General features: G+C 73.5%; 19 protein-coding genes. 10 read left to right on the forward strand and 9 right to left on the reverse strand.

All coding sequences use genetic code 11. From position 1 onward, the window contains the following. The first annotated feature begins 165 nt into the window (after positions 1–165). The 8 genes from OG710_RS30690 (at position 166) to OG710_RS30725 (ending at position 8,263) form a co-directional block, all read left to right on the forward strand. Entirely contained in the window at positions 166–495 is a 330-nt protein-coding gene (locus OG710_RS30690; protein ID WP_239222695.1) for a TcmI family type II polyketide cyclase, read from the forward strand. Next, positions 492–1,763, forward strand: coding sequence for a beta-ketoacyl-[acyl-carrier-protein] synthase family protein (locus OG710_RS30695; RefSeq protein ID WP_330242538.1), 1,272 nt, complete (start codon positions 492–494; stop codon positions 1,761–1,763). The genes OG710_RS30690 and OG710_RS30695 overlap by 4 nt, the downstream gene beginning before the upstream one ends. Continuing rightward, positions 1,760–2,974: a ketosynthase chain-length factor gene (locus OG710_RS30700; protein ID WP_330242539.1), complete on the forward strand. Its 1,215-nt coding sequence runs from the start codon at positions 1,760–1,762 to the stop codon at positions 2,972–2,974. The genes OG710_RS30695 and OG710_RS30700 overlap by 4 nt, the downstream gene beginning before the upstream one ends. Positions 2,975–3,062: 88 nt before the next feature. Further along, positions 3,063–3,332: an acyl carrier protein gene (locus tag OG710_RS30705; RefSeq protein WP_239222674.1), complete on the forward strand. Its 270-nt coding sequence runs from the start codon at positions 3,063–3,065 to the stop codon at positions 3,330–3,332. Positions 3,333–3,344: 12 nt separating this feature from the next. Beyond that, entirely contained in the window at positions 3,345–4,133 is a 789-nt protein-coding gene (gene fabG / locus OG710_RS30710; protein WP_330242540.1) for a 3-oxoacyl-ACP reductase FabG, read from the forward strand. A gap of 60 nt (positions 4,134–4,193) precedes the next feature. Beyond that, a complete protein-coding gene (locus OG710_RS30715) occupies positions 4,194–5,138 on the forward strand; it encodes an aromatase/cyclase (protein ID WP_330242541.1) in 945 nt (314 codons plus the stop codon). 2 nt (positions 5,139–5,140) lie between these two features. After that, positions 5,141–6,661, forward strand: a complete 1,521-nt coding sequence (locus tag OG710_RS30720) for an FAD-dependent oxidoreductase (RefSeq protein WP_330242542.1) — start codon at positions 5,141–5,143, stop codon at positions 6,659–6,661. An 87-nt stretch (positions 6,662–6,748) separates the two neighbouring features. Further along, the gene (locus tag OG710_RS30725) at positions 6,749–8,263 is read left to right on the forward strand and encodes an FAD-dependent monooxygenase (RefSeq protein ID WP_330242543.1); all 1,515 of its coding nucleotides are present in this window, start codon (positions 6,749–6,751) and stop codon (positions 8,261–8,263) included. A 71-nt stretch (positions 8,264–8,334) separates the two neighbouring features. Here the strand turns inward: OG710_RS30725 and OG710_RS30730 are convergent, their stop codons facing one another. Next, a complete protein-coding gene (locus tag OG710_RS30730; protein ID WP_330242544.1) occupies positions 8,335–9,420 on the reverse strand; it encodes a methyltransferase in 1,086 nt (361 codons plus the stop codon). Between the two features lie 318 nt (positions 9,421–9,738). On the opposite strand from OG710_RS30730, the gene OG710_RS30735 reads away from it, so the two are divergent. Then, positions 9,739–11,217, forward strand: a complete 1,479-nt coding sequence (locus OG710_RS30735; RefSeq protein WP_330242545.1) for an FAD-dependent monooxygenase — start codon at positions 9,739–9,741, stop codon at positions 11,215–11,217. 54 nt (positions 11,218–11,271) lie between these two features. Continuing rightward, a complete protein-coding gene (locus tag OG710_RS30740; protein WP_330242546.1) occupies positions 11,272–12,747 on the forward strand; it encodes an FAD-dependent monooxygenase in 1,476 nt (491 codons plus the stop codon). Positions 12,748–12,829: 82 nt separating this feature from the next. Here OG710_RS30740 and OG710_RS30745 read toward each other — a convergent pair whose 3' ends face one another. From OG710_RS30745 to OG710_RS30780, 8 genes are all read right to left on the reverse strand, one after another. After that, positions 12,830–13,624 carry a response regulator transcription factor gene (locus tag OG710_RS30745; protein WP_330242547.1) on the reverse strand — a complete coding sequence of 265 codons (795 nt, stop codon included), beginning with the start codon at positions 13,622–13,624 and terminating at the stop codon, positions 12,830–12,832. A 119-nt stretch (positions 13,625–13,743) separates the two neighbouring features. Then, complete coding sequence (locus tag OG710_RS30750) at positions 13,744–14,787, reverse strand: C45 family peptidase (RefSeq protein WP_330242548.1); 1,044 nt, start codon at positions 14,785–14,787, stop codon at positions 13,744–13,746. After that, positions 14,784–15,392, reverse strand: a complete 609-nt coding sequence (locus tag OG710_RS30755; RefSeq protein ID WP_330242549.1) for a GNAT family N-acetyltransferase — start codon at positions 15,390–15,392, stop codon at positions 14,784–14,786. Before OG710_RS30755 ends, OG710_RS30750 begins: the two co-directional genes overlap by 4 nt. Before the next feature lie 103 nt (positions 15,393–15,495). Next, a complete protein-coding gene (purB, locus tag OG710_RS30760; protein WP_330242550.1) occupies positions 15,496–16,782 on the reverse strand; it encodes an adenylosuccinate lyase in 1,287 nt (428 codons plus the stop codon). Between the two features lie 66 nt (positions 16,783–16,848). Further along, positions 16,849–18,342 (reverse strand): glutamine synthetase family protein, encoded by a 1,494-nt coding sequence (locus OG710_RS30765; protein WP_330242551.1) that lies wholly within the window; start codon positions 18,340–18,342, stop codon positions 16,849–16,851. Between the two features lie 55 nt (positions 18,343–18,397). Further along, the gene (locus OG710_RS30770; RefSeq protein WP_330242552.1) at positions 18,398–20,377 is read right to left on the reverse strand and encodes a hypothetical protein; all 1,980 of its coding nucleotides are present in this window, start codon (positions 20,375–20,377) and stop codon (positions 18,398–18,400) included. Next, positions 20,374–20,709, reverse strand: coding sequence for a 4Fe-4S dicluster-binding protein (locus OG710_RS30775; protein ID WP_330242553.1), 336 nt, complete (start codon positions 20,707–20,709; stop codon positions 20,374–20,376). Before OG710_RS30775 ends, OG710_RS30770 begins: the two co-directional genes overlap by 4 nt. A 210-nt stretch (positions 20,710–20,919) precedes the next feature. Further along, complete coding sequence (locus OG710_RS30780; RefSeq protein WP_330242554.1) at positions 20,920–22,110, reverse strand: ParB/RepB/Spo0J family partition protein; 1,191 nt, start codon at positions 22,108–22,110, stop codon at positions 20,920–20,922. Positions 22,111–22,278 lie beyond the last annotated feature (168 nt).

The raw sequence follows: 22,278 nt of genomic DNA on the forward strand, positions 1-22,278 counted from the left end.
CGCCGCCGCACCCGGCTCCGGTGGAATTCGAGAATCCCCCGGTCGCGCCGCTACTTCCGTGCGGGACTGTCAAGGCGGGTGACGAGTCCATTCCCGGCCACGAATGTCCCGAGGACCCGGCCTTTCCGCGATCCCTCCCACGCAACCGCCGAGGAGTTAAACCTTATGCACAGCACGCTGATTGTCGCCCGGATGGCAGCTGCATCAGCCACCGATGTGGCCAAGATGTTCTCCGAATTCGATGCGACGGACATGCCTCACCGCATGGGGACGCGGCGCCGCCAGCTGTTCTCGTACCGGGGTCTCTATTTCCACCTCCAGGACTTCGACGAGGACAACGGGGGAGAGCTGATCGAGCAGGCCAAGACGGACCCGCGCTTCATGCGGATCAGCGAGGACCTCAAGCCGTTCATCGAGGCGTACGACCCGAAGACCTGGCGCTCGCCGGCCGACGCCATGGCGCAGCGCTTCTACACGTGGGAGGCGCAGGCGTGAACCGCCGACGCGTAGCCATCACCGGCATCGAGGTGATCGCGCCCGGCGGTGTGGGCAGGGAGAACTTCTGGTCCCTGCTGAGCGAGGGCCGCACGGCCACCCGCGGGATCACCTTCTTCGACCCGGCGCAGTTCCGCTCCCGGGTCGCCGCCGAGGTCGACTTCGACCCGTACGCGCACGGCCTGACGCCGCAGGAGGTGCGCCGCCTCGACCGGGCCGCGCAGTTCGCCGTCGTCGCCTCGCGCGGCGCGGTCGCCGACAGCGGCATCGACCTCGGGGGCTACGACCCCCACCGGGTCGGCGTCACCGTGGGCAGCGCCGTGGGCGCCACCATGGGCCTGGACGAGGAGTACCGGGTCGTCTCCGACGGCGGCCGGCTCGACCTCGTCGACCACGCGTACGCGGTGCCGCATCTGTACGACTACATGGTGCCGAGCTCCTTCGCGTCCGAGGTCGCCTGGGCCGTCGGCGCCGAGGGCCCCTCCACCGTGGTCTCCACCGGCTGCACCTCCGGCATCGACTCGGTGGGCTACGCCGTCGAGCTGGTGCGCGAGGGCACCGCGGACGTCGTGATCGCCGGCTCCTCCGACGCGCCGATCTCGCCGATCACGATGGCCTGCTTCGACGCGATCAAGGCGACCACCCCGCGGTTCGACGACCCCGGACGCGCCTCCCGGCCCTTCGACGGCACCCGCAACGGCTTCGTCCTGGGCGAGGGCACCGCCTTCTTCGTCCTGGAGGAGCTGGAGAGCGCCAGGAAGCGCGGCGCCCACATCTACGCGGAGATCGCCGGCTACGCCACCCGCTCCAACGCGTACCACATGACGGGCCTGCGCCCCGACGGCGTCGAGATGTCCGAGGCCATCAACCTGGCGCTCGCCGAAGCCCGGATGAACCCGGAGACCATCGACTACATCAACGCGCACGGCTCGGGCACCAAGCAGAACGACCGGCACGAGACGGCCGCGTTCAAGCGCAGCCTCGGCGACCACGCCTACCGCACCCCGGTCAGCTCCATCAAGTCGATGGTCGGTCACTCGCTGGGTGCCATCGGCTCCATCGAGATCGCCGCATCGGCCCTGGCCATGGAGTACGACGTCGTGCCCCCGACGGCCAATCTGAGCACGCCCGACCCCGAGTGCGACCTCGACTACGTTCCCGTGACCGCGCGAGACCAGCCCGTCGACGCGGTCCTCACGGTCGGCAGCGGATTCGGCGGCTTCCAGAGCGCCATGGTGCTGGCCAGCCCCGAAAGGATTCTCGTATGACCACGTCGGTGGTGGTGACCGGTCTGGGCGTCGTCTCGCCCAACGGGCTCGGCGCCGAGGACTACTGGGACGCGACCCTGGGCGGGAAGAACGGCATCGGCCGCATCACCCGCTTCGACCCGGCCGGCTACCCGTCCGTGCTGGCCGGCGAGGTCCCCGGCTTCGTGGCCGAGGACCATCTGCCCAGCCGGCTGCTGCCGCAGACCGACCGGGTCACCCGGCTCGCGCTGGTCGCCACGGACTGGGCGCTCGCGGACGCGGGCGTCGACCCCGGGGAGCGGCCCGAGTTCGACATGGGCGTCATCACGGCGTCCGCCGCCGGCGGCTTCGAGTTCGGCCAGGGCGAGCTGCAGAACCTGTGGGCGCGGGGCAGCCAGTACGTCTCCGCGTACCAGTCCTTCGCCTGGTTCTACGCCGTCAACAGCGGCCAGATCTCGATCCGCAACGGGATGAAGGGCCCCTCCGGCGTCGTCGTCAGCGAGGGCGCCGGCGGCCTCGACGCCGTCGCCCAGGCCCGCCGGCAGATCCGCAAGGGCACCCCGCTGATCGTCACCGGCGGCGTGGACGCCTCGATCTGCACCTGGGGCTGGGCCGCCCAGCTGTCCACCGGCAGGCTCAGCACCAGCGACGAACCCACCCGCGCCTACCTGCCCTTCGACCGCGACGCCGGCGGCTACGTGCCCGGCGAGGGCGGCGCGATCCTCATCGCCGAGGACGCGGAAACGGCCCGCACGCGCGGCGCCCGCATCTACGGCGAGATCGCCGGCTACGGAGCCACGATGGACCCCCGGCCGGGCAGCGGCCGCGAACCGGGCCTGCGCAAGGCGATCGAGGTCGCGCTCGCCGACGCCGGGACCGCGCCCGGCGAGGTGGACGCGGTCTTCGCCGACGGGGCCGGCGAGCCCGCCCTCGACCGCGTCGAGGCCGACGCGATCAGCGCCGTCCTCGGCCCCCGCACCGTCCCGGTGACCGTGCCCAAGACCATGACGGGCCGCCTGTACTCGGGCGCCTCGCCGCTGGACCTGGCCGCCGCCTTCCTCTCGATCCGCGACGGGGTCGTCCCGCCCACCGTGCACGTCGACCCGTGCCCGGACTACCCCCTGGACCTGGTCCTCGGCCGGCCGCGCGAGGTCCGGGTGCGCACCGCGCTCGTCCTGGCCCGCGGCAGCGGCGGCTTCAACTCCGCCATGGTCGTACGCGCAGCGGACTAGAGCCCCGAACGGCGGGCGGCCCCGCCCGGGGGCCACCCGCCGCCCACGCACCGACCCACACCACCTCACGGACGAAAAGGACTTCCACATGGCCACCAAGGCGTTCACCCTCGACGACCTCAAGCGCACCCTGCAGGAGGCCGCAGGCGTGGCCGAGGGCGTCGACCTGGACGGAGACATCCTCGACACGGAGTTCGACGTGCTCGGCTACGAGTCCCTCGCGCTGCTGGAGGCCGGCAGCCTCATCGAGCGCGAGTACGGCATATCCCTCGACGAGGAGGCCGTCAACGACGCGCACACCCCGCGGGCCTTCATCGAGGTCGTCAACACCCAGCTCGCCCCCGCCCCGGCCGCTTGAGGAGATCCGGACATGACGCAGCACACCAACCCCCGGATCGCCCTCGTCACCGGCGCCACCAGCGGCATCGGCCTGTCCTCGGCGCGCCTGCTCGCCCGCGACGGCCACCGGGTCTTCATCGGCGCCCGCAGCGCCGACAACGTCGCCGAGACCGTCAAGGAGCTCCAGGCCGAGGGCCTGGACGTGGACGGCGGCGTCGTCGACGTCCGCGACACCGAGTCCGTCGACAGCTGGGTGCGCGCCGCGGTCGACCGCTTCGGCACCATCGACGTCGTCGTCAACAACGCGGGCCGCTCCGGCGGCGGCCCCACCGCCGACATCGCCGACGAGCTGTGGGACGACGTCATCGACACCAACCTCAACAGCGTCTTCCGCGTCACCCGCGCCGCCCTGACCATCGGCGGAATGCGAGCCAAGGACCGCGGCCGGATCATCAACATCGCCTCCACCGCCGGCAAGCAGGGCGTCGTCCTCGGCGCCCCGTACTCGGCCTCCAAGCACGGCGTCGTCGGCTTCACCAAGGCCCTCGGCAACGAGCTGGCCCCGACCGGCATCACCGTCAACGCGGTCTGCCCCGGCTATGTGGAGACCCCGATGGCGCAGCGCGTGCGCCAGGGCTACGCCGCCGCCTACGACACCTCCGAGGAAGCCATCCTCGAGAAGTTCCAGTCGAAGATCCCGCTCGGCCGCTACTCCACCCCGGACGAGGTCGCCGGCCTGGTCGGCTACCTGGCCTCGGACACCGCCGCCTCCATCACCTCGCAGGCGCTCAACGTCTGCGGCGGCCTGGGCAACTTCTAGGGCGCGTCCTCAAAGCCCCGCCCGCCGCACGCACCACCAACCATCTGAGGAGAACCCGTCATGACCACGCGTGAGGTCGAGCACGAGATCACCATCGGCGCCCCGGCCGCCGCCGTGTACCAACTGCTCGCGGACGTGACCAACTGGCCGCGCATCTTCCCGCCCACCATCCACGTCGACCGGGTCGAGGCCGACGGCGACGAGGAGCGCATCCGCATCTGGGCGACTGCCAACGGCTCCCCGAAGAACTGGACCTCGCGGCGCACCCTGGACCCCGCGGGCCTGCGCATCACCTTCCGCCAGGAGGTCCCGGCGGAGCCCGTCAAGCACATGGGCGGCACCTGGATCATCGAGCCGCTCGGCGAGTCGGGGGCCCGCGTCCGGCTGCTGCACGACTTCAGCGCCATCGGCGACGACCCGCACGACCTGCTGTGGATCGCGCGGGCGGTCGACAAGAACAGCACCTCCGAACTGGCCGCCCTCAAGGCCAACGTCGAGGCGGCCCACGCCGCCGAGACCGAGGAGCTGACCTTCTCGTTCACCGACACCGTCCGCACCACCGGCTCCGCCAAGGACGCCTTCGACTTCATCAACGAGGCCCACCTGTGGGCCGAACGCCTCCCGCACGTGGCCGTGGTGCGCCTCGCCGAGGACACTCCGGGCCTCCAGGAGCTGGAGATGGACACGCGCGCCAAGGACGGCTCGGTGCACACCACCAAGTCGTACCGGGTCGTCTTCCCGCACAGCAAGATCGCCTACAAGCAGGTCACCCTGCCGGCGCTGATGACCCTGCACACCGGCGAGTGGACCTTCGTCGAGACCGACGGCGGCACCGACGTCTCCTCGCAGCACACCGTCACCCTCAACACCGAGAACATCGCGCGCATCCTCGGCCCCGAAGCCACCGTGGCCGACGCCCGCGCCTACGTCCACACGGCGCTGTCCACCAACAGCTGCGCCACCCTCGCGCACGCGAAGGCCCACGCCGAGTCGAAGGCCCTCTGACCATGGCGCCCAAGTCCGCGGCCGGCGGTGCGGAGCCGGCTCCGGGCGGTCCCCGCCGCCCGGACCGGCTCAGCACCGAGGTCGTCGTCGTCGGGGCCGGCCCCGTCGGGCTGATGCTCGCCGCCGAGCTGGCCCGGGACGGCGTGGACGTGGTCGTGGTGGAGCGGCGCAAGGCCCCCTCCACCGAGTCACGGGCCTCCACGCTGCACGCCCGCACCATGGAGATCCTCGACGCGCGGGAGCTGCTGCCCGACGTCGGCACGCCGCCGAACGAACCGCGCGGCCACTTCGGCGGCCTCCCCCTCGACCTCACCCTGCCCGGCCCCCACCCCGGACAGTGGAAGGTGCCCCAGACCAGGACCGAGGCGATCCTGGAGGAGTGGGCGCTCTCCCTCGGCGCCGACCTCCGGTGCGGCCACGAACTCGTCGCCGCCGGCGAGGTCGGCGACTACGTCGAGGCCGAGGCCCTCGGGCGCGACGGGGTGCTGCGGCTGCGGGCCCGCTACCTGGTCGCCTGCGACGGCGAGGAGAGCACCGTACGCCGGCTGACCGGGGCCGCGTTCCCCGGCCACGACGCCGTACGGGAGCTGCTGCGGGCCGACGTCGAGGGCATCGACGTGCCCGACCGGCGCTTTCAGCGCCTGGAACACGGGCTCGCCGTCGCCTGGCGCAACGAACGGGGCATCACCCGCGTCATGGCGCACGAGTTCGGCTCCACCGCGCGCCCGCGCACCACGGCCCCCTCGTTCGACGAGGTCACCACCGTCTGGAAACGCGTCACCGGGGAGGACATCAGCGGCGGCACACCGCTGTGGGTGAACTCCTTCGGCGACGCGTCCCGGCAGCTGGCCTCCTACCGGCACGGGCGGATTCTGTTCGCGGGAGACGCCGCGCACCGGCAGATGCCCATCGGCGGCCAGGCCCTCAACCTGGGCCTGCAGGACGCCTTCAACCTCGGCTGGAAGCTCGCGCTCACCGTGCGCGGGAAGGCACCCGACAGTCTCCTGGACACCTACCACGAGGAGCGGCACGCGGTGGGCCGCAGGGTCCTGGCCAACATCGAGGCCCAGGCCCTGCTCCTGCTCGGCGGCCCCGAGGCGGAGCCGCTGCGCGCCCTGCTGGGCGAGCTGGTCGGCCTGGACGAGGTACGGACCCACCTCGCCGGGATGATCAGCGGACTCGACGTGCGCCACCCGGTTCCGGGCCCGCCGCACCCGCTGCTCGGCGCCCGGCTGCCGCACACCGTCGTCCGTAGCGGCGGCCGCGAGCTGACCACGGCCGAACTGCTGCGCCCCCGCGGCGGACTGCTGCTCGACCTGGGCGGCACCGGCGTACGGCTGCCCGCCGGCTGGGCCGACCGGGTCAGAGCCGTCGCGGGCGACGCGGAGCCCGGCTCCCCGGTGGGGGAGAGCGGCGCCCTGCTCGTGCGGCCGGACGGCCACGTGGTGTGGGCGGGCCGGACCGGGGGCGGCCTCGCCGCGGCCCTCGAACGGTGGTTCGGCCCGGCGCGCACCCGGCTCTGAGCCGCCGGACACGCCCCCGGGCGCGTCCGTACCCACCCCCCATGAAGCCAGTGCCCAGCGATCCCCACTGCAAGGAAGGACACCCTCATGAAAGGGACAGCCGCGGACGCCGACGTCATAGTCGTCGGAGCCGGCCCGACCGGACTGATGCTCGCCGGCGAACTGCGCCTGGGCGGAGCCCGCGTCGTCGTGATCGAGAAGCTGGCTGCGCCGACCGGGCAGTCCCGCGGCCTGGGCTTCACCGCCCGGGCCATGGAAGTGTTCGACGAGCGCGGGCTGCTGCCCCGCTTCGGGCAGGGCGACACCCTCGCCACCAGCCCCATGGGGCACTTCGGCGGGGCCCAGTTCGACTTCACCGTGCTGGAGGACGCCCACTTCGGCGCCCGCGGCATCCCGCAGGGCGAGACCGAGGCCGTGCTGGAGGGCTGGGCCGTCGAACTCGGCGCCGACGTCCGGCGCGGCTGGGAGTTCCTCTCCCTCGCCGACGGCTTCCTGGACGGCGACCACGCCGAGATCACCGTCCGCACGCCCGAAGGCACCGAACAGCACCTGCGCGCCGCCTACCTGGTGGCCGCCGACGGAGGCGCCAGCCGGGTCCGCAGGGCCGCCGGGTTCGACTTCCCCGGCACCGACGCCACCCAGGGCATGTACCTCGCCGACGTCACCGGCTGCGCGCTGCGGCCCCGCTTCCTCGGCGAACGCCTGAACAACGGCATGGTGATGGCCGCCCCGCTCGCCGAGGGCGTGGACCGGATCATCGTCTGCCCCGACGGCACCCCCGCCCACGACCGCGAGCGGACCGTCACCTTCGAGGAGGTCGCGGCGGCCTGGCAGTCCATCACCGGCGAGGACATCTCGCACGGCGGCGCCGACTGGGTCTCCTCCTTCACCAACGCCACCCGCCAGGCATCGGAGTACCGGCGCGGCCGGGTGTTCGTCGCCGGGGACGCGGCCCACATCCACCTCCCGGCCGGCGGCCAGGGCCTGAGCACCGGGGTGCAGGACGCCTCCAACCTCGGCTGGAAGCTCGCCGCCGTGGCCCGCGGCGACGCCCCCGAGGAACTGCTGGACACCTACCACGCCGAGCGGTGGCCGGTCGGCCGCCGCCTGCTGGCCAACACCCGAGCCCAGGGCGTGGTCTTCCTCGGCGGCGCGGAGGCCGACCCGCTGCGCGAACTGTTCGCCGAACTCGTCCGCTACGACGACGTCAAGCGGCACCTGGCCGGCGCGGTCAGCCACCTCGACATCCGCTACGACCTCGGGGCCGGCGAGGACGCCCACCCGCTGGTCGGCCGCCGGATGCCGCCGCGGCCGCTGATCGACGCGGACGGTGGCCGGCACCGCGTCGCACAGCTGCTGCGCACGGGCCGGGCCGTGCTGCTCGACCTGGCCGACGACGTCGCGGTGCGCGGCGCGGCGGCCGGGCACCGGGGCCGCCTCGACGTGCACACCGTGTCCGCCAAGCCGGTCGACGGCCCGGACGTGCTGGCCGGCGCCGGTGCGCTGCTGGTCCGCCCCGACGGGTACGTGGCCTGGGCGGGCGGTTCCGCGCAGGGGCTGACGGCCGCGCTGGAGCGGTGGCTCGGACCGGCCGAATCCTGAACCCGCCGCAGCGCACACGACAGGGGCCCGGCTCGCCGCTACCGGCGAGCCGGGCCCCTGTGCGCCGGCGGTCAGACGGCGACGGCCTCGACGATCGAGACGGCCGCGGCGGTCTCCACGACCCGCTCCAGACGGAAGCCGGCCTTCGCCACCAGCTCCGCGTACTGCGACCGGGTGCGCTCCCTGCCGCCCACGAGCAGCAGCAGCCACAGGTCGACGAGCTTGGAGGAGTGCGGCTCGTTGCCCGCTTCCGGAACGACCATCTCGACCAGCAGGAGCTTGCCGCCCGGCTTGGCCGCGGCGCGCGCGTTCCGCAGGATCTGCAGCGCCTGCTCCTCGGGCCAGTCGTGCACGATGTGCTTGAGGACGTACGCGTCCGCGCCCGCCGGCATCGGCTCGAAGAGGTCGCCGTCGGCCAGCGTCACCCGGTTCGCGACGCCCTGCGCCGCCAGGAACTCCGCCGCGCCGTTCCCGGCGACCCGCGGGTCCGACAGGATGCCCTTGGTGTCCGGGGCGCTGTTCAGAATCCCGGCCAGCAGCGCGCCGTTGGCACCGCAGAAGTCCACGACCGTGCCGAACCCGGAGAAGTCGTACGCGGCCACGACCGGCTCGGTCTCGGTGGCGGACATGTTGCCCATGCCGCCCATGAACACCGCGCCGTACTCCTGGTTCTGCGCGAAGTACTCGAAGGCGCCCATGCCGCGCCGCTTCGGCAGACTGGGCTCGCCGGTCCGCACGGAGTCCAGGAAGCCGTCCCAGTCCTCCCAGTGCTGCGAGTGGCCCATGAGCACACAGAGGTCGCGCATCGTCGCCGGGTGCCCGGCACGCAGCGCGTCGGCCATCGGCGTCAGCGCCCAGCGGCCGTCCTCCCGCACCTCGAACACGCCGTGGCTCGCCAGGAGGCGCAGCACCCGCTCCAGCGCCCCGGCGTCCGCACCGACCTCCGCCGCGATCTCGGCGACCGGCCGCGGACCGGCCTCCAGGGCCTCGGCCACACGCAACTCGGCGACGACGTAAAGGGCCTGGGTCACCATCGAACCCATGGCCAGTTCGAGCAGGGCGAAGGGGGGCGGGGCCAGCTCCCGGGCCTGCTTCTGCAGGTCCGCCCGGGTCTTCTCCGCGGCGCGGACGACTTCGGGGGGTGGCACAGCGGGCATGGGTTCCTCCAGGGCAGATGAGCGTCCCAACCGCCGGAAGGGACCGTCCCGCCACCGTAGGCAGGAGGGGTGGACCCGCCCTGGAAAGCGGCTCGGACGCATCTGGAGCCGGTGACGGCCGCGCCGCCCGCCGCCCCACGGCCGCCCCAGAACCGCTCGGCGCCCGCTCGACGTGGGCCGGAGACCCGCCCGTCCGGAGCACCTCAGTCGGCATCCTGGGCCCGGCACCGCGTTGCCGGGGTCCGACGTCTCTGCACCGCGCCTCGACCCCCCTGGTCTTCTCTGATGATCCCAACCGTCCGTACGGAGGAATCGAAAATGGCAAAGAGCGCGATCATCGTGGGCGCCGGGCCGGTCGGTCTGATGCTCGCGGGGGAGCTGCGGCTCGGCGGCGCGGACGTCGTCGTCTACGACAAACTGCCCGCCCCCAGCGGCGAGTCGCGCGGCCTCGGGTTCACCAGCCGTACCGCGGAGGTCTTCGACCAGCGCGGACTGCTCGGCCGGCTCGGCGACATCCGCTGGGGCAAGCAGGGCCACTACGGCGGCGTCCGCATCGACTTCTCCCTCCTGGACGAGAGCCACTTCGGCATCATGGGCCTGGCCCAGTCCGTCACCGAGGACATGCTCGGCCGCTGGGTCGGCGAGCTGGGCGTCGAGGTGCGCCGGGGCTACGAGCTGACCACCCTGACCGAGACCGGCGACGGCGTGGTCGCCGGCTTCCGGGGCCCGGACGGGCCCGCCGAGGCCACCGCCACGTACGTCATCGGCTGCGACGGCGGCAAGTCCACCGTGCGCACCCTGGCCGGCATCGACTTCCCCGGCGTCGAGGCCACCCGCGGCATGTACCTGGCCGACGTCGTCGGCGCGAACGTGCGGATGCGGCCCATCGGCGAGCGCATCGAGGGCGGCGGCATGGTGCTGTCCGTCACCCTGGAGCCGGGCGTGGACCGCATCGTCATCCACGAGCCCGGCGTACGCCCGCACCACGGCGAGGGCGAGCTGCGGTTCTCGGAGCTGGCCGACGCCTGGCAGCGCATGACCGGCGAGGACATCCACGGCGCCTCCGCCTCCTGGATGTGCGCCCTCACCAACGCCACCGGCCTCGCCGCCCAGTACCGCAAGGGCCGGATCTTCCTCGCCGGTGACGCCGCCCACGACCACGCGCCGCTCGGCGCCCAGGGCGTCAGCGTCGGTCTCCAGGACGCCGTCAACCTCGGCTGGAAGCTCGCCGCCGTGCTCACCGGCCGGGCCCCCGAGTCCCTGCTCGACACCTACCACGCCGAACGCCACCCGGTCGGCGAGGAACTGATGCGCGACGTGCACTCGATGTCGATGCTGTACCTCGCCGGCGAGGAGATGGAGCCGCTGCGCGCCGTCGTACGCGAACTCGTCCAGCTGCCCGAGGCCGCCCGGCGGCTCGCCGGCCGCGTCTCCGGACTCCACCTCGCCTACGACATGGGCCCCGGGGAACACCCCCTGCTCGGGCTGCGGCTGGCCCCGCACCGCGCTCTCGAACGCGCCGACGGCAGCCGTACGACGGTCGCCGAACTCCTGCACGGGGCGCGCGGCGTGCTCATCGTCACGGACGGGGACGCCGGCCCGGCCGGACTCGCCGCGCGCTGGGCCGGCGGCGTCGACGTCGTCACCGGCACCTGGGCCGACCAGGAGGCCGGCCGGGCCGACGCCCCGCACGCCGTGCTGGTCCGCCCCGACGGCTACATCGCCTGGGTGTCGCCGGACGGCGGCGACCTCGAAACCGCCCTCACCCGTTGGTTCGGGGCGCCCGCGGCCGGCTGACGGCCCCGCGCGACACCTCCCGTGCACGGCAGCTTCGATGTTGAGGAGAAGAACATGGCAAAGGGCGCGATCATCGTGGGCGCCGGGCCGGTCGGGCTGATGCTCGCCGGTGAACTGAGACTGGGCGGCGCGGACGTCGTCGTCTACGACAAACTGCCCGCCCCCAGCGGCGAGTCGCGCGGCGTGGGATTCACCCGCCGCGCGGCCGAGGTCTTCGACCAGCGCGGCCTGCTCCAGCGCTTCGGCGACGTCGAATGGGCCCAGGGCCACTTCGGCGGGGTCCACATCGACTTCTCCAAGCTGGACGACAACCACTTCAGCGTCCGGGGCATCCCGCAGTTCCGCACCGAGGAGATCCTGGAGGCCTGGCTGAAGGAGCTGGGCGTCGAGGTCCGCCGCCGGCACGAGGTCACCGGCCTGCGCGAGACCGCGGACGGCGTCGTCGTCGAGTACGAGGGCCCGGACGGCCCCGGCGAGGACAGCGCCGAGTACCTGGTCGGCTGCGACGGCGCGCGCAGCATCGTCCGCCGGCTCGCCGGCATCGACTTCCCCGGCTGGGAGCCCACCCGCGGGATGTACATGGCCGACGTCGTGGGTGCGGACATACGCCAGCGCCCCATCGGGGAGCGCGTGCCCGGCGGCATGGTCATGGCGTTCAACCTGGAGGACGGCGTCCGCCGCATCGTCATCCACAACGAGTCGCTGCGCCCGCCGGAGGACAAGAGCGGCCTCACCTTCGAGACCATCGCCGACGCCTGGCAGGAGATGACCGGCGAGCACCTGCACGACGCCGAGGTCCGCTGGATCAGCTCCTTCACCGACACCACCCGGCAGGCCGCCCAGTACCGCAAGGGCCGGATCTTCCTGGCCGGCGACGCCACCCACATCCACATGCCGGCCGGCGCGCAGGGCATGAGCGTGGGCGTGCAGGACGCCGCCAACCTCGGCTGGAAGCTGGCGGCCGCCCTCACCGGCCGGGCACCCGAGGGCCTCCTCGACACCTACCACTCCGAGCGGCACCCGGTCGGGCAGCTCCTCATGCGCAACACCCGCGCGCAGACCAAGCTCTACCTCTCCGGCGAGGAGATGGAGCCGCTGCGCGCCGTCATACAGGAACTCGTCCAGGACGTCGCGGTGGCCCGCCACCTGGCGGGCCAGGTCTCCGGCCTCGACATCCGCTACGACATGGGCGCCGGCACCCACCCCCGGCTCGGCCTGCGGTGGCGCCCCGACACCCCGCTCAAGCTCGCCGACGGCACCCCCGCCACCGTGCGGGACCTGCTCCGGCCGGCCCGCGGCGTGCTGTTCGTGACCCCGGCCGCCGCCGACGCCGGCGCGCTGCTCGACACCGCGGCGCGCTGGGCGGGCCGGGTCGACGCCGTCACCGGCGACTGGGCCGACGGCGAGGACGTCCGCCCGGACACCCCGCAGGCGCTCCTGGTCCGCCCCGACGGGTACATCGCCTGGGCCGCGCCCGACGAGGAGGCCGGTCTCGAGGAGGCGCTGGAGCGCTGGTTCGGCGCCGCCTGACCCGGCGTGCCGCAGGGCCCCCCGCCCACGGGCAGGGGGCCCTTTCGCGGTGCCCGGCCCGCAGGCGCGCCGGCGCGGGCGGTCAGACGACGCCGAGGCGGAAGCCGACGCCGCGCACGGTGATGATCCAGCCCGGATCGCCCAGCTTGCCCCGCACACTGCTGACATGGGTGTCCACGGTGCGGCGCGACCAGGAGTCGCCCCACACCTGCTGGAGCAGCTGCCTGCGCGGGACGACGACATCGGGATGCTGCGCCAGCAGGCACAGCAGGTCGAACTCCTTGCGGGTGAGGGCGACCGGCGCGCCGTCGACGGTCACCTCGCGGGAGCCCGTGTCGATGCGCAGCCGTCCGTGCCGGATCTCCTGCGCCGCACCCGTGGCCGCCGCCGGCTGCCACTGCGCACGGCGCGTGACGGCCTCGATCCGGGCCATCAGCTCGCGTATCCCGAACGGCCTGGTGACATAGTCGTCCGCGCCCGCCTGGAGCCCGAGCACACAGTCGGTCTCGGACTCGCGGGAGGTGACGATGATGAGCGGCACCCGGCTGACCGACCGGATCGCCCGGCACACCTCCAGCCCGTCCAGGTCCGGCAGTTCGAGGTCGAGCAGGACGAGGTCGGCGCTGCCGTATGCCTGCAGGGCCGCGCCCCCGTGGACCGCGCGGGTGAAGGTGTGGCCGTGCCGGCGCAGCTGGTGCGTCAGCCCGTCCCCGGCGTCGGCGCCCACGACCAGGACGTGCTGGCCGGAGACCGCGGGCGCCGGGCGCGGCACGCTCGGGACGGGGCCCCGCCGGCCGGCGGGCCGTACGCCGGGGAACACGGGACGCGCGGCGGGCGTCCGGTGCTCCGGAAGTGGCTGTGCCTGAACCTGACTCATGCCTCCCCCGGGGGTCGTGGCGGGGCCGGGCCGGTTCGGCCGCCCCGCGCGCCGACGCTAGCGCCGTGCGGTCGATTCCTGGTGCAGGACCGGTCCAGGTTCGCCCCGCCGGCCCGCCCCTACACCGCGAACACCTCGGTGGTGCCGTGGTTCGGATCGCCCGCCCGCAGATGCAGCTCGCCCGACCGGGGCAGCATGACCACCGAGGCCACCGTCTTCTCCAGACGGTAGATCCCGTGGTCGGCGATGCACACCGGCGGCCGGGACAGCACCGCGAAGTGCTCCTCCGCGCCGGCCTGCGGGCCCAGGCCGGCCAGCCCCTTCGTGACGGCGTCCAGCCGCTCGTCGGAGTTGACGCGGTCCGGGGCCGACTGCCGGTCCAGCGGGGTGAAGTCCGCGTGCAGGTAGTGGTTGGTGTGCACGGCCTCCCGCCCGGCGGGCTCGGTCACCCGCAGCGCGGTCCCGCATATCTCGGCGTACACCGCGCGCCGCCGGTCGCACAGCACCAGGTTGCGCGAGCTGGACAGGGTGAGCCCGGCCAGGATCTCCAGGGCCTCGTCCACGCTCCCGGCCCGGTCCAGCAGATGACGGATGGTCAGATACGGCGTGACACCGGGCCGCCACAGGCCGTCGGTGACCAGGTTCACGCCGATGGCGAGCCCGTCGCTGTTCATGCCGAGGTAGCCGAGCAGCCCGGCGAAGCTGAGCACCGTCACCCGGCGCGGCCCGCCCGCCCGCGCCAGCGACAGCACCGCGACATGGCTGTCGATGCCCGCGTTGAGGTCCACCGTCTGCGCCAGCACCGGCAGGCGGGCCGGCCCGCTGCGGGCGTACGCCGTGCAGTCCCCGGCGCTCGGCACGCCGGTGAAGCCCATGACCTCGCGGCGCAGTTGCAGCAGCCACGCCTCCTCCTCGGCGATGCCGGCCCCCGCCGCCAGCCCCGCGACCTCCTCGGCGAGGTCGGGGACCGCCGCCGCGATCTCCGTCCGGTAGGCGGTGATCGACGGCAGCAGCCCGGCGAACGTCAGCGGCCGGTCGGCGAGGGGCTCCAGCCGTGCCAGGCCGTCGCGGAGGAAGGCGCGCAACGGGCCCGCGAGTGCCGCCCCGTGGGCGCGGCCCAGTTCGAACGGGGTGCCGGTGGCCTTGACGTACGCGACGCTCATGCGGAGGCGGCCGCCTTCTTCGGGCCCCGGGAGAGGGCGTCGGACACCTGCGGCCACTCCGCGCGCAGGATGCTGTAGAAGACCGCGTCGCGGCGGCGCCCGCCCGGCATGTAGTTGAAGGAGCGCAGGGTGCCCTCCTCGGTGGCGCCGATGTTGCGCAGGCCCCTGCGCGCCTGGACGTTGAGCACGTCCGTCTTGAACTCCACCCGCTCGGCCTCCAGCACCTCGAAGGAGTGCCGGAGCAGCAGCAGCTTCGCCCAGTGGTTGATGCCCTTGCCGCGGAAGTCGTGGCCCAGCCAGGAAGCCCCGATCTCCAGCCGGCGGTCCTTCTCGGCGAAGCTCAGCAGGCTCATGCTCCCCGCGATCCGGCCGCTCCGCTTGTCGGTGATCACATAGACGGCGCGGCGCCCCGCGGCGTGCTCGGCCAGGTTCGAGCCGAAGAACGCCTCGAAGTCCGCGTCGTCGCCGACGACGACCGTGAAGTAGCGCCAGATCTCGGGGTCCAGGGCCACAGCCCGGATGCCCTCGCGGTCCGCCTCGCGCAGCGGGGTCAGCAGGACGTGCTCGTTCTCCAGCGTGGTGGCGGCTTTCTCGGACCAGCTCATGATCGGGTTCTCCATGGGTTGAGGAAGGGAGAGGGGAGGGGCAGGGCAGGGGCGGGGGAGGAAACGGGGGGTTGAACAGCAGGGCGGGCGGCCGCTCGCGGGGTCACTCCGTCATCGCACGGAGACGCTCCAGCCGGCTGCGCACCACGCCGTGGCGGACGAGGAAGTCCTCGGGCTCGCGCGGGCCGCTGCGCACGCCCTCCGCCAGCAGGGCCTCGCCGAAGTCCTGTCCGTGCTCCGCGGTGCGCCCGGCCGCCGCCTGCACCGCACGGTAGGCCCGGTCGCGTTCGACCCCGGCCTCCAGGAGCTCCACCAGCACCGACGACGAGTACACCAGCCCGTGGGTCGCGTCGATCGACTCCCGCATGCGGTCCGCGTCGATCCGCAGGTGCTCCAGCAGGTCCGCGGCCCTGACCGCCTGGAAGTGCGCCACCGTCAGCGCGTCCGGCAGCAGCACCTTCTCGACCGCCTGGTGGGCGAGGTCCCGCTCGTGCCACAGCGCCACGTCCTCCAGCACCGTGCCGGCGTAGCCGCGCAGCAGCCGGGCCAGACCGCACAGCAGCTCGCTGCCCGTCGGGTTGGCCTTGTGGGGCATCGCGCTGGAGCCCTGGTAGGCCTCGACGCGCCGCTCCTCGACCTCGCGCACCTCGGTGCGCTGCAACAGCCGCAGCTCCAGGGCGATCTGCTCGACGCAGGCGCCCAGCAGGGCCACCGCCTGGATCAACTGGGCGTGCCGGTCGCGGGCCACGACCTGGCTGGGGGCGGGCTCGATGCCCAGGCCGAGCCGCTCGCACACGTACTCCTCGACGGCCGGGTCGATCAGCGCGTACGTGCCCACCGCGCCGGAGATCGTGCCCACCGCGACGGCCTCGCGGGCGGCGGCCAGCCGCCGCAGGGACCGCTCGACGGCGAACGCGTACCCGCCCAGCTTGTGGCCGAACGTGGTGGGCTCGGCGTGCACGCCGTGGGTGCGGCCCACCATCACCGTGTCCCAGTGCTCGAAGGCCCGGTCGACGAGCACCCCGCGCAGCCGCCGGGCGGCGGAGACCAGCAGGTCCGTGGCCGCGGCCAGGATGGAGCCCATGGCCGTGTCGACCAGGTCGTAACTGGTCATGCCCAGGTGCACCCAGCGGGCGGAGGACTCCGGCATCCGCTCGGTGTACGCCGTCAGGAACGAGATCACCTCGTGGTCGCGTTCCTTCTTGATCTCCGTGACACGGGACGGCAGCGGGGGCGCCGCCGCCCGCATGTCGTCGAGCACCGCTTCCGGTACGCGGCCGAGCCGCACCTGCGCCTCGGTCGCGAGGATTTCCACGCGGACGTAGGTCTCGTACCGGAACTCGTCCGAGAAGAGGCGCGCCATTTCGGGCAGGGTGAACTGAGGAATCATGGGACAGCCTTCGTCGGTTGCGGTTGCGGTTGCGGTTGCGGTTGCGGTGGCCCGGACGCCGGGGCGTCAGAAGGCCGCGAAGTACTCACGCTGTTCCCACTCGGTGACCCGGCCCGGCACCGGTGCGGCCTGCCGGGCCCAGGCCTCGTACCGGCGCACCTCGCTCTCCTTGAGCCTGGCCAGACAGGCGGCCAGCGGGTCGCCCAGCAGCCGGGCCGCCCGGCCCGCCCGGAACGCCTCCAGGGCCTCGCGCAGGGACGCCGGGACGGTGTCGAAGTCCTCGCGGGGCCCGTCGGCCGCGCCCCCGTCGAGGCCGTCCAGCCCGGCGAACAGCTGGGCGGCGATGTTCAGGTACGGGTTCGCGCTCGGCTCGCCCACCCGGTTCTCGATGTGCGCGCCGGCCCCCGAGCCGACCACGCGCAGCATCGCCGTACGGGACTCCAGGCCCAGGCTCACCCGCGTCGGCGACAGGGCGTGCTGGGCGCCCAGCCGCTGATAGCCGTTCACCGTGGGCACCGACAACAGGAACAGGTCGCGCAGCCAGTCCCGCAGGCCCTCGGCGTACGCCTTGCTCGCCGGGGAGAGCCCCGCCGACAGGCCCTCGGAGCCGAAGACGTTGCGGCCGGTGGCGGTCTCCAGGACGGACTGGTTCAGATGCCAGCCGCTCGGGTCCGCCCCGGCGATCGCCGGCTGCGACATGAACGAGGCGTGCAGACCCCGGTCCGCGCACCAGCGCTTGGTGAAGACGCGGAAGAAGAGCATCGCGTCCGCCGTGTCCAGTGCCGACATCGGGTCGAACGTCGTCTCCACCTGTCCGGGGCCCATCTCGTGCTCCATCGACCGCACCGGCAGCCCCAGGCCGAGCAGGGCCAGGGCCAGCGGATCGGTGACCGGGGCGACCGTGTCGTAGGCGGCGTCCAGGTTGAACTGGTAGCCCGCGTTCATCGCGGCCACCCGCGGGGCCGGGCCCTGCAGGCCGAAGCCGTTGCCCTCGTTGCCCGGATCGTCGTCCAGCCGGCGCGCCAGGTACCACTCGACCTCCAGGCCGAGCACGGGCGTCAGCCCGCGGCCGGCGTACCGCTCCAGCACCCGGTGCAGCACGTGCCGCGAGGACAGCGGGTGGGGGCGGCCGTCGCGCAGGTACTCGTCACCGATCACCCAGGCCGTGCGCACCCCCTCGCCGGGCAGCACCAGGAAGGTCAGCGGGTCGGGCACCAGCACGAAGTTGCCCAGGCCCGCGATCTCGTCGACGCCGATGCCGTGCGTACCCCGGTAGTCCACCGCCGTGGCGCAGGCGGTGTCCTTCAGGAACGGGCCGGGACTGTAGTTCATGCCGTTGCGCAGCACCCCGCGGAAGGTGCGGGCGGTCAGCGTCTTGGAGCGCACCAGGCCGTGCGGGTCGCCCCACACCAGACGGACGAGATCGATCCCGTCCAGCCCGGCCTCGATCCGCTCGGCGGCGGCCGACCGCCGCTCGTCCCACAGCCCGTGCCCGGCGACGAACGCGTGGCTCCCCACGCTGCCCTCCGCGGCAGGGGCCGACCATGATCTGGAGTACATGACGAGGGACTTCCTTAGCGTCGGAGGGCCGGGAGGGGGCGTGCCGGGGCGCCGGTCAGGCGGCGCGCCCGACCGGCCGCGCGGCCGGGGACCCGACCGGCTGCGCGGGCGTGGCCGCGACCGGCTGGGGGGCGGCGTCCGGGGCCGGGGTGCCGGTGATCGTCCGCCAGTGCCAGGCCGAGTCGAAGGCCGTCACGGCGGCCTGCTCCCCCTGCTCGGCGAGCACGACCGCCTGCTGCGTCATCCGCGCGACGAACGCGGCCACCTGGTGCGCCGCGAGCATCTCCTGCTCGGTGTACGGCTCCCCGTCGGCCCGCACGATGCGCAGGTCCACGAACCCGTCGAAGGGACGGTCGCACACCCACACCGTGTGGGGGCTGCGGATCGTGAACCGCACCATGTTGTTGACGTGCCCGTGGTGGTGCTGGTCGGAGAAGTGGGCGATGTCGGGAATGGTGGGCGGCACGAAGTGGTCGCGCTCCAGGACCTTCTCGGTACGCGGCAGATTGCCGGCGATGAAGTGCCAGGAGTTGTACTGCATGCGCGAGGACATCGCCCAGGCGGTGTCCGCGAGGGTGGCCGGCGAGTCGCCGAAGTGCCGCCGGGCCTCCGGCGCGGGCACCACGCAGCAGAAGAAGTCCGTGATGCCCCATGTGGTGATCTCGTCCCAGGACTCCGCGCGCAGCGCGCGCACCAGCCCCGGCAGCGACCGGATGCCCCGGCTCATCGAGAAGTCGGCGCCGAACGCGGCGGTGGTGGCGGCGACCGTCTCGTACACGACCGCCTCCAGACCGGTGCCGAACTCGCCGTACGGGCGGGCCAGCCAGGACGGGCCGGCGTCGTCGGCGAGCCGCAGCCCGGCCAGCCGGTCGCCCGTCACGGGCAGCGTGGCCCGCAGATGCTCGGTCACCTGCCGGTCCCGGTCCGCCGCCACCTCGCCGTACGGGGCCGCCACCTTCTCCACCTTGTGGATCAGGGTGCCGTGGATCTCGCGGTACAGCTGGACCGTGCGGGCCACCTCGGGGCGGTGCGCGCCCAGCTCCGTGGCCAGGGCCGTCAGCGCGTCGACACCGGCGTCGGGACCGGCCGCGGCGATGCGCTCGCCGCCCAGGGCCCCGTTGTAGTTGCGGCGGGTCTGCTCCAGCAGCCGGCCGACGTTCTCCGGGGTCAGCTGCGAGCCGTTGACCTCCTCGATGCGGCCGTAGCCGGCCGACCGGATGAGCAGCCCGATACACACGACCAGCAGCACGTCGTGGTCCGACCACAGCTCCAGCGGCAGCCCCGACAGGCTGCCGAACACACAGTCCGGGTGGCCGGGCCACAGCGTCTTGCCCACGACCGTGTTGGTGTCGCGGAAGTTCGTGTACTGCTTGTCCTCGATGTAGAGCATGAAGGGGGCCGTACGCCGCGCGCCCTCGGTCAGCTGCTCCAGCAGCGCCGCACGGCCCTCGGGGCCCTGCTCCGCCAGCCAGCGGCGGCTGTCGTCCGCGTCGCGCTGGAAGCGCTCCCGCGCCCGCTCCACCTCGCGCCGGTAGTCCTCCAGATGGCGCGGCGCCCACGGCACCCGCAGCACGCCGCCGACCAGCGTGTGCTGCTTGGCGAGCGGCGGCTGCGAGGGGACGCGCACGACGACCCGGCCGCTGGTGGTCAGGCCGATCTCGCCGAGGAACGCGGCGCGCCCGGCCGGCTCCGCGACGGGCCCGGACGGTACGCCCGCGTCGGTGTCCGCGGTCAGCCCGGCGAGGACCTTCAGCGCGGCGGCGTCCGCGATGCGCAGCGCGCTCGTCTGGACCTCCGCGGGGACGTGCCCGTCGAGCGTGAGCAGGATGTCCAGGGCGGCCCGGGTGCCGGCGGCGGCCGAGGCCTTCCCCCACACCCGGGCCAGGAGCCCGGGGAACCCGGCGTCCTCCTCGCGTACCCGGTCCGGCTTGGGCGTGGCGCCGGCCGCCAAGCCCAGACGGCTGGGCCGCCTGCTCTGGCGCTTGCGGGAGTTGGCGGCTCTCCGGGAGCCGTCTCGGTCCATGGGCCTGGTCATGCGGTACCTTCCCCGGTGAGTGCGATGTGGCTCCACATCGCGTCGTCGGTGGGCGTCCAGTCCTCGTCGACGTAGATGCAGTCGACCGGGCACTCCAGGACGCAGGCGGGGCAGCCCGAGCACAGCTCGGGGATGATCACGACGTCGAGCCCCCTGTCGAAGATCGCGCCGAACTGCTCCGGACAGCCGCGCAGACAGCTGTCGCAGGTGATGCACTCGGACGTCTCGATACGGCGCGGGGGCTTGGTCCAGTTGCCGGCGCGGCTGCGCGTGGCGATCCTGATGTCTCGCCCGGACGGCACTGCTGACGAAGCGTTGATTTCCACGGGCATGGGACCCCTTAGACGTCGTGTCGATGACGGCTCGAATGGATGCTTCGAGCATTCGGGGTGCCTCTCGACCTTCTCCTGAACCCTGGTCGGAGCCTGCTGGAGTGCCGGGAAGCCGGGGAACCGGCCCGGCCCGTGGCCGCTGCTCCCGGCCCGCGGCCGGTCAGCCGCCGGTGCCCGCGCGGCCGGCGCCGCGACGGGCGTACGGGCAGGTCAGGGCAGCATGTCCTGCTTGGTCCTGAGCCCCTCGGCGAGCAGGCTCCACTCCTTGCCGATGCGCTCGGCGATCGGGGCGATCACACCGAGCCAGTGGGCCGGAACCGCGTCGATCAGTTCCCGCCAGCCGTCGTCCGGCCCGGCGGCGTGCAGCTGCATCCAGCGCAGGAACTCCCGGCCGCCCGCCGTGTACCGGATCGTGGGGTCGGCGGCCATCTTCGCCGCCACCGCCGTCCAGACCGGGATCTCGTCGGCCCGCTCGCCGCGCTGCGCCGCGCCGGGGACGCCCGGCGCCACCCGCAGCGGCGCCCGGTCCGGGCCGCAGGGGCCGGTACCGCCCGCGGCCGCCGGGGCGGTGGGGCGCGGCGGCTCTCCGGGCAGCTGCACGGACCGCACGGAGGGGACGGAGCGCAGCGGGTGCGTCGTCGCGCCGGGGGTCCGGCGGCCGCCGCGCTCGGGGCTCTCGCCGCGCCGCAGCCGGGTGCTCACGTCGTGGACCGTGCCGAGCGACACATCGGTCTCCCGCGCGACCTGGCGCAGCGGGGCGTCCGGATGCTCGGCGATGTACTCGGCGACCCGCAGCCGGCCCTCGCCCGGACCCACCGGACGCCGTCTGCCGTCCTGGCCGACGCGCTTGCCGTCGTGCGGGGCTGTGACGCTCGACCGCTCGCGCAGCGAGGCGATCGTCTTCGCGCTCAGCCCGGTGACGCGGGCGACGGCGCGGTCGGACCAGTCGGGGTGGCTGCTCAGCACCCGCCGGGCCCCGGACACGCGGTCGGACTTCGACAGCGGCAGCCCGTGCGTGCCGTTCGCCTTCATGGCGATGACCAGCGCCTCGGAGTCGGAACAGTCGACGAAGCGCGCCCTGACGCTGCTGTCGCCGCGCAGCCTGGCGGCCTCCAGCCGGTGCAGGCCGTCGATGACGCGGTAGCCGTCGATCTGCACCAGGACGGGCGGCAGCTCCGCCGAGCCGGCCACGTCGGCGAGCAGCTGGACGTGCGCGGCGTCCGTGCCGCTCCGGCGCAGGGAGACGCCCGCCGAAAGGGAGTTGATGAGGACGTCGCAGGCGGGGATTCTTTCGAGATTCCTCAGATCGAATTCGCCGCGGGCCGACGTGTCGGCGCCTTCCGTTCCGAGGGAGCCGAACGGATTCGTGATCATGATGGCCTGCGCGCTGCCCTGAGCCATGCCTTCACTTCCTCTCTGCCGCCGCTTCGTCGAGCGTCGCAGGAGGGGCTCCAGCCGCAGTCGAGCGGAGAACGAGATTTCCTGGAACAGCGCGGCAGGGCCCGAGGGGTGCCAACGGGGCATTCCGTTCATCATGCACCGGACCGGCGAACGGTGAACGATGGCCGC

It is taken from the genome of Streptomyces sp. NBC_00525 (assembly GCF_036346595.1).
Taxonomy (GTDB): Bacteria; Actinomycetota; Actinomycetes; order Streptomycetales; family Streptomycetaceae; genus Streptomyces.

Coding starts and splice junctions, on each gene's coding strand:
- OG710_RS30740 (WP_330242546.1), top strand. CDS start 11,272: ATGGCAAAGGGCGCGATCATCGTGGGCGCCGGGCCGGTCGGGCTGATG.
- OG710_RS30705 (WP_239222674.1), top strand. CDS start 3,063: ATGGCCACCAAGGCGTTCACCCTCGACGACCTCAAGCGCACCCTGCAG.
- OG710_RS30750 (WP_330242548.1), bottom strand. CDS start 14,787: ATGAGCGTCGCGTACGTCAAGGCCACCGGCACCCCGTTCGAACTGGGC.
- OG710_RS30700 (WP_330242539.1), top strand. CDS start 1,760: ATGACCACGTCGGTGGTGGTGACCGGTCTGGGCGTCGTCTCGCCCAAC.
- OG710_RS30765 (WP_330242551.1), bottom strand. CDS start 18,342: ATGTACTCCAGATCATGGTCGGCCCCTGCCGCGGAGGGCAGCGTGGGG.
- OG710_RS30780 (WP_330242554.1), bottom strand. CDS start 22,110: ATGGCTCAGGGCAGCGCGCAGGCCATCATGATCACGAATCCGTTCGGC.
- OG710_RS30770 (WP_330242552.1), bottom strand. CDS start 20,377: ATGACCAGGCCCATGGACCGAGACGGCTCCCGGAGAGCCGCCAACTCC.
- OG710_RS30690 (WP_239222695.1), top strand. CDS start 166: ATGCACAGCACGCTGATTGTCGCCCGGATGGCAGCTGCATCAGCCACC.
- OG710_RS30730 (WP_330242544.1), bottom strand. CDS start 9,420: ATGCCCGCTGTGCCACCCCCCGAAGTCGTCCGCGCCGCGGAGAAGACC.
- OG710_RS30720 (WP_330242542.1), top strand. CDS start 5,141: ATGGCGCCCAAGTCCGCGGCCGGCGGTGCGGAGCCGGCTCCGGGCGGT.
- OG710_RS30745 (WP_330242547.1), bottom strand. CDS start 13,624: ATGAGTCAGGTTCAGGCACAGCCACTTCCGGAGCACCGGACGCCCGCC.
- OG710_RS30725 (WP_330242543.1), top strand. CDS start 6,749: ATGAAAGGGACAGCCGCGGACGCCGACGTCATAGTCGTCGGAGCCGGC.
- OG710_RS30755 (WP_330242549.1), bottom strand. CDS start 15,392: ATGAGCTGGTCCGAGAAAGCCGCCACCACGCTGGAGAACGAGCACGTC.
- OG710_RS30775 (WP_330242553.1), bottom strand. CDS start 20,709: ATGCCCGTGGAAATCAACGCTTCGTCAGCAGTGCCGTCCGGGCGAGAC.
- fabG (WP_330242540.1), top strand. CDS start 3,345: ATGACGCAGCACACCAACCCCCGGATCGCCCTCGTCACCGGCGCCACC.
- purB (WP_330242550.1), bottom strand. CDS start 16,782: ATGATTCCTCAGTTCACCCTGCCCGAAATGGCGCGCCTCTTCTCGGAC.
- OG710_RS30715 (WP_330242541.1), top strand. CDS start 4,194: ATGACCACGCGTGAGGTCGAGCACGAGATCACCATCGGCGCCCCGGCC.
- OG710_RS30735 (WP_330242545.1), top strand. CDS start 9,739: ATGGCAAAGAGCGCGATCATCGTGGGCGCCGGGCCGGTCGGTCTGATG.